Raw genomic sequence first — 2,821 nt, forward strand, 5'->3', positions numbered from 1 at the left:
GCCGGAACCGGCATCCGATGCCGCCCATCGGCTACTACGTCCACCACCACGGGGCCGGCCACGCTCATCGATTCGGGAAGATCCGCTCCCATTGCGAGGCCGAGTTGGTCCCGATCTCGGAGAAACCGATGTGGGGCGGACTTCGGCTCCCGAGCGATGTTCCTCCACACCCGATCGATCCGACGGCTGGCGGCTCGTTGCACTGGGCGCCGATCGATGTGGCGCGTATGTCGCGCCGCAGCCAGGTCATTGCAGAATGGATCGTTGCGCATCAACCGCGTGGGTTCGTGATCGACGTGTCGGTCGAGATCGCCATCCTCTGTCGCCTGTTCGGCGTGCCCACGGTGGTCGTGCGCCAACACGGTGATCGGACCGACGCGGGCCACGAGTTGGCGTATCGCAGCGCTCGACGCCTACTCGCTCCGTTCCCTGCCGCGCTCGAGCATCACTCCACCCCGCCTTGGATCGTCACGAAGACCGAGTACAGCGGTTTCGTGATGTCCGATCGCCCTCACCGGAAGGTGGCCGTCCAACGACCAGTTCCTGACCTTCGCGATGTGGTGGTCCTCTGGGGCACCGGCGGTGGTCAATTCGCAGCCGATGATCTCGCCTCCCTGCGGGCGGCGGTGGCACCCCACCGTGTCTGGTGCGCCGGACGATTCGACGGGATCGCGAACTCCGAGGACGACGCGTCGGTGGTCACCTGCGGTTGGGTGTCCGATGTCGGTCCCCTGCTGATCAACCGTCCCGTGGTGGTCGCCAGCGCAGGCAACAACGCCGTTGCAGACGTCGCCGGAGCCGGCTCACCGCTCGTGGTCGTTCCGCAGCAGCGTCCCTTCGATGAACAACTGCGCCACGCGCAGTGTCTGGAGGCAGTAGGTGCCGCCTCGATCGTGTTCTCCGGGTCGAGCACGGCGACGTGGAACCATGCGCTCGCAACCGCTCGGAGCCGACGCGATGTCCTCTCGTCTCTTGCCGATCGAGATGGTGCGGCCGAGGCGGCCCGGATCATCAGCTCCGCCTTCCCGTGCTGAGCACTGACTCGTGATCCGATCATCTGATCAACCCGACGGTCGGGGGCTCGATCAGGCAGCCCCCGATCCGCGATGATCACCCGGAACGGCCGAGAACTCACACGCGGAGCGAATCGCCCGGTTTGTCCTGCTCATGATGGCCTGGTGGTGTGCTCGACACTCGCTCGGCAGTCGCCTCTGCCAGTGCATCGTCTCGCTCGCCATGCTCCATCAGGTAGCCCGAGGTGCATTCTCGCCCGAACAGCAACTCGTGTTCGGCAACCGGGTCCGGAAGGTTCGGCTCGTCACCGGGCTCGCCGACCGAAGAATCCGTCTCGTTCATCGAGAATCAGTCCCCTCTCGTCACGACGTCCTTGAGGGCACCGACGACGTACATCACCGAGAGCAGCAGAAAGAGTGCGCCCACGACGGCGCGCACCTGATCCTCGCCCAGCGACGAGCGCTTGGCGACGGGGGATGCGACGGCATTCGCCACCGAACCTCTCCATCCTCGCAATCCTGCCAATCCGACCTGCTTGGTTTCCATACCGATGGGACTACCCGGGTCGGCACGCGTTCATTCACGGCTCACGGCCACCGATCGCCCCTGGCCGATTGTTCGGCCCCTCCACGCGGGATGAAGACGTGGAGGGGCCGAGAACGTGGGCGCGGAGAATTCAGTTTCGGCGCGAGAAGATGCTGTAGCCGCCCGGACCGATCAGGAAGCCGAGCACGATCAACACGATGCCGAGGATGATCTGGCCCTGGAAGAGTTGGATGATTCCCGCGATGACGAGAATGACGGCGATGAGCCACAGGATGAAAGCCACAGAAGAACCCCTCTGATTCGTTTGACGACTGATCGACCTCGTTCGTTCGGTCACAGCCGAGGACGTGGGTACCCACCGACGGAGGAAAGTATTCGCACCGACGTTCGTCCTCCCGTCTCGGGAGCCGGGTCGGAGCTACCCGATGCCCAGGGCGCTCGCCGTCTGGGGGCCGACGACACCGTCCTGCTCGAGGCCCTCACGAGCTTGGAACTCGATCACCGCGTCCTCCGTCGTCGACGTGAAGAATCCGTCGACCCCGATCGGGAAACCCGTCTCGGTCAATGCGGTCTGAACCTCGATGACGAGGTCACCTTCGTCGCAGAGCTGCACCGGGAGCGCATCGGTGACGTCGTACGAGGGGCAGCGAGGGTCGGTCGGCGCGGTCGGCGGAGGAGGTTCGGTCGTCGGCGCCGAGCTGGTCGGGGCAGCGGTCGTGGGACCGACGAGGCTCGACACCGGCGGACTGGCGATGGTGGTCACCGTCTCGAGCGCGGCCGTGGCGGACGTCGACGGCGAATCGGTGGAGCTGGACTCATCGGGAGCAGTGAGGGCGAGCGCGAGCGCGAGCACGATCCCAGCTGCCACGATCGTGGCACCGCCACGAAGCACGGCCGCCGACCAGTCGGGGAGCGTCGCTGACGGCTCGGTGTCGCCACCTTCCGGGTCGTCCGAACTCGTTGCGGGATCGAGGTTGATGTCGTCGTCACTCACGGTCCTGGGCTCCGTCACACAGCCACAGCCGCGGTGGTCATTGCATCGGCTGCTCGAGTGCACGCTAGCGACGCCTGGCGCGCAATGCGCGAGCGCATCTGGACAAGAGATCACGCGGTCATGAATGACCGCGAGCGGAACGGGTACCCCAGCTCCATGAGCAACGACAACGCATCCATCTCCAACGACGACATCTCCAGCGGACCGACCGAGGACGACGAGAACCTCGACGCTCCCGGCGAGCACTCGAAGGACACCGGCGACGAG

5 protein-coding genes are annotated in these 2,821 nt (G+C 65.6%); 1 reads left to right on the forward strand and 4 read right to left on the reverse strand.

Annotated elements, in window-relative coordinates; genetic code table 11:
* On the forward strand, positions 1 to 1,034 hold a 1,034-nt coding region (locus ON45_RS18955), incomplete at its 5' end, for a glycosyltransferase (protein ID WP_051063378.1).
* Between the two features lie 97 nt (positions 1,035 to 1,131).
* On the opposite strand, the gene ON45_RS18960 is transcribed toward ON45_RS18955, so the two are convergent.
* From ON45_RS18960 to ON45_RS18970, 4 genes are all read right to left on the reverse strand, one after another.
* The gene (locus ON45_RS18960; protein ID WP_040496068.1) at positions 1,132 to 1,356 is read right to left on the reverse strand and encodes a hypothetical protein; all 225 of its coding nucleotides are present in this window, start codon (positions 1,354 to 1,356) and stop codon (positions 1,132 to 1,134) included.
* Between the two features lie 6 nt (positions 1,357 to 1,362).
* The gene (locus ON45_RS18965) at positions 1,363 to 1,509 is read right to left on the reverse strand and encodes a hypothetical protein (protein ID WP_206537738.1); all 147 of its coding nucleotides are present in this window, start codon (positions 1,507 to 1,509) and stop codon (positions 1,363 to 1,365) included.
* Between the two features lie 181 nt (positions 1,510 to 1,690).
* The gene (locus ON45_RS23475; protein ID WP_162833691.1) at positions 1,691 to 1,843 is read right to left on the reverse strand and encodes a GPGG-motif small membrane protein; all 153 of its coding nucleotides are present in this window, start codon (positions 1,841 to 1,843) and stop codon (positions 1,691 to 1,693) included.
* A 135-nt stretch (positions 1,844 to 1,978) separates the two neighbouring features.
* The gene (locus ON45_RS18970) at positions 1,979 to 2,554 is read right to left on the reverse strand and encodes a peptidoglycan-binding domain-containing protein (protein WP_148288780.1); all 576 of its coding nucleotides are present in this window, start codon (positions 2,552 to 2,554) and stop codon (positions 1,979 to 1,981) included.
* Positions 2,555 to 2,821: the final 267 nt, after the last annotated feature.

Source organism: Ilumatobacter nonamiensis YM16-303 (assembly GCF_000350145.1).
In the GTDB taxonomy this organism is placed as follows: domain Bacteria; phylum Actinomycetota; class Acidimicrobiia; order Acidimicrobiales; family Ilumatobacteraceae; genus Ilumatobacter_A; species Ilumatobacter_A nonamiensis.